We start from the raw sequence: 3,536 nt of genomic DNA, 5'->3' as shown, positions 1-3,536 counted from the left end.
GCCCTGGACCGCCATCTGCGGGCCCACCCCGGCCTAGACCCGGCCGCCGTCGCCCAGACCCTCGGCCTCGGCCGCCGCGCCCACACCCACCGGCTGGCCCTGGTCGCCGGCAGCACCCGCTCCGCGGCCATGGCGCTCGCCCTCGGCGACGAGGAGCGCATCCGCCGTGGCGTGACCGGACGCGAGCCGAGCGCCCCCGTCCTCGTCCTGACCGGCACCGGCGCCGACCCGGCCGACGCGGCCGAGCTGTACGCGTCGGTGCCCGCCTACCGGGACGCCGCCGACGCCTGCGCCGCCGCCCTCGGGCGCCCCGGCGAGGCCGAGGCCCTCCTCGCCGAGGACGGCGCGGTCGCCGCCTGCTGCCACGAGTACGCCCTCGCCACCGCCCTCACCGCCTGGGGCGTCGCACCGGCCGGCCTCGCCGCCACCGGCACCGGCCTCGCCACGGCCGCAGCCCTCGCCGAGTCCCTCCGGCTCGCCGACGCCCTCGCCCTGGCCCGCGGCACCGCTCCCTACCGCGTCGCGCCGCCCCGGCTGCCCGTCGTATCGCCGCGCACCGGCCGCTGGATGACCGAGGACGAGGGCCGCGACCCCGCCGTCTGGACCGGCCCGGCCGACGCGACGGCTTCCCTGGACGCGCTGCTCGACGGCACCGGCCGGCACGCGGTCCGCCTCACCCCACCGGACGGCGGGCCCGGCGGCCTCACCCACCTGCTCACCCTCGCCGCCGACCAGTGGGTGCTCGGCGCCGACCTCGACTTCGCGGCCGTGCACACCGGCCGGGACATCCGCCGGGTGCCCCTGCCCACCCACCGCTTCGAGCGACGGCGACACTGGGTGGAGCCCGGCGACCACGGCGCCCGGACCGAGGCGGCACCGGCCGGGGACCGGCTGATCGCCCGCTTCGACCCGGCCGACCCGCAGCACAACGTCGAACTGATCCGGGACTACCTCACCGAGGCGATCGGCAAGGTCCTCGGCGGCCGGCACCTCGCCGCCCTCGACACCAACCTCTTCGACCTCGGCCTGGACTCCCTGGTGCTCATCGAGGTCGTCGCCAAGCTCGGCGAGGAACTGGGCTTCGAGGTCCCGGCCGCCTCCTTCGTCGAGTTCCCCACCATCCGGTCCTTCGTGGACAACCTCGCCGAGCTGATGGGCCTCGCCCCCGGCACGGCCCCGGGCGGCGACGGCACCGCCCCGGCGCCGCGCACCTCCCGGCGAGCCCAGCGCGCGGCCGCCCGCCACACCGGCCAGGCCTGACCCCCTCCCGGCGGCGACGCCCCGGCCCACGGTGGCCGACCGAAGACCTGTGAGAGAGAGCAACTGTGGACGACAAGCGAAAGCTGCTGCTGAGCCTGCTGGCCCGGGCCTCCGCCCCGGCCCCGGCGAGCGACGGCGTGGCGATCGTAGGCGTCGCCGGCCGCTACCCGCTGGCCGAGACGCCCGCCGAGCTGTGGGACAACCTGGCCGCGGGCCGGCACTGCATCCGTGAGGTGCCCGCCGACCGCTGGGACGCCGACGCCCACCACGACCCGGCAGGGGTGCGCGGCAGCTACAGCAAGTGGGCCGGATTCATCGACGACGTCGACAAGTTCGACCCGCTCTTCTTCCAGATATCGCCGGCCGACGCCGAGGCGATGGACCCGCAGGAGCGGCTGTTCCTGCAGACCGCCGCAGCCGTCCTGGACGACGCCGGCCACCCGGCCGCCGAGCTGGCCGCCCGAGGCCCGGTCGGCGTCTTCGCCGGCGTCATGAACAACAACTACGAGTGGATGGGCGGCGAGGCCACCGCCCTCGGCGTCCGCACCGACGCGCACTCCAACCACTGGTCGATCGCCAACCGGGTCTCGTACACCTTCGACTTCACCGGCCCGAGCCTCGCCGTCGACACCGCCTGCTCGGCCTCGCTCACCGCGATCCACCTGGCCTGCGAGAGCATCAGGTCGGGGGAGTGCCACACCGCGATCGCCGGCGGCGTCAACCTGATCCTGCACCCCATGCACCTGCGCATGCTGGCCGACCGCGGGATGATCTCGCGCGGTGACCGGCTCAGGAGCTTCGGTGCGGACGCCGACGGGTTCGTCGACGGCGAGGGCGTGGGCGCCGTACTGCTGCGGCCCCTGAAGGACGCGATCGCCGACGGTGACCGCATCCTCGGCGTGATCCGCGGCTCCGCCATCAACGCGGGCGGCAAGACCGGCGGTTACACCGTGCCGAGCGCGGCCGCGCAGGCCGAGGTGATCCGCGCCGCCCTGCACCGCGCCCAGGCCGACCCGGCCACCGTCGGCTACGTGGAGGCCCATGGCACCGGCACCCCGCTCGGCGACCCCATCGAGATCGCCGGGCTCGTGGAGGCCTTCGGCGGGCGCATCGACGCGGCGGAGCGGGCCGAGCGGCCGACGGTCGCCGTCGGCTCGGTGAAGTCCAACATCGGCCACCTGGAGTCGGCGGCCGGTGTCGCGGGCCTGACCAAGGTGCTGTTCCAGCTGCGCCACCGCACGCTGGTGCCCTCGCTGAACTCCGCCCGGCGCAACCCCGGCATCGACTTCACCACCACGCCCTTCGAGGTGCAGCAGACCCTCCAGCCCTGGGTGCCCGCGGGGGACGACGGCGACCTGCCGCTGCGCGCGGTCGTCAGCTCCTTCGGCGGGGGCGGCGCCAACGCCTGCCTGGTCGTGGAGGAGTACCGCACACCACCGGCCGAGCCCGTCGCCCCGGACACCGACCAGCTCCTCGTCCTGTCCGCCAAGAGCGAGGACCGGCTGCGCGCGTACGCCGACGACCTCGCCGCGTTCCTGCGCGGCGCCACGGGTGCGGATCCGGCGGGCGCCGGCCGGGACGCCCTGGGCGACGCCCAGCGGCTGTGCCTGCGCCTGGCCGCCGAAACCGTCGGCGTGGCCCCCGAGTACCTCGACCTCGGCACCGACCTCGCCGACTGCGGCTTCGGCGTCCCCGAACGCGCCCGCTTCGAGGCATCGCTGACGGCGGAGCTGGACGGCGCCCTGCCGGCGGCGGTGACCACGGCACGGACGCTGGGCGCGATGGCGCAGGCGATCGCCGGGACCGCAGGCGCCGACGGGTCGGCCGACAACGCCTCGGACGCTTCGGGAGCCCTGGATGCGTCGGGCGCCGCCGGCACACAGGCCGGCGCCGGTGTTCAGGGAGCCACCCGCCCGGCCGAAGGCCCCCTCCGCCTCGCCGACATCGCCCACACTCTCCAGTCCGGCCGTACCGCCCACGAGTTCCGACCGGCCCTGGCCGTCGGCTCGGTGGCCGAGGCGGCCGCGCTGCTGGAGGCGTACGCCAAGGGCACGGCCGACGCCCGGATCGGCACCGGCCGGGCCACCCGGGCACGGGTCGTCCTCGCCGGCCCCGAGGCCGACGCCCTGGAGACGGCCCTGGCCCGGCGGGACCTGGTGGCGGTGGCCGAGCACTGGCTGGCCGGCGCCGACGTCGACTGGTCCCGGGTCACCCCCGCCGCGGCCCGCCGGACCGAGCTGCCGACGTACCCCTTCGCCCGCAAGCGCTACTGGATC

2 protein-coding genes are annotated in these 3,536 nt (G+C 76.4%); both read left to right on the top strand.

The features are described 5' to 3' along the window. On the top strand, window positions 1-1,260 hold a 1,260-nt coding region (locus tag ACTWQJ_RS48580; protein WP_443312765.1), incomplete at its 5' end, for a phosphopantetheine-binding protein. A 65-nt stretch (window positions 1,261-1,325) separates the two neighbouring features. Further along, on the top strand, window positions 1,326-3,536 hold a 2,211-nt coding region (locus ACTWQJ_RS48575), incomplete at its 3' end, for a beta-ketoacyl synthase N-terminal-like domain-containing protein (protein WP_443312764.1).

This window comes from Streptomyces sp. KR55 (assembly GCF_052245645.1).
GTDB lineage: Bacteria > Actinomycetota > Actinomycetes > Streptomycetales > Streptomycetaceae > Streptomyces > Streptomyces flavusporus.
The sequence above is the reverse complement of the archived record's forward strand: the minus strand, read 5'-3'. Positions and strand labels throughout refer to the sequence as shown.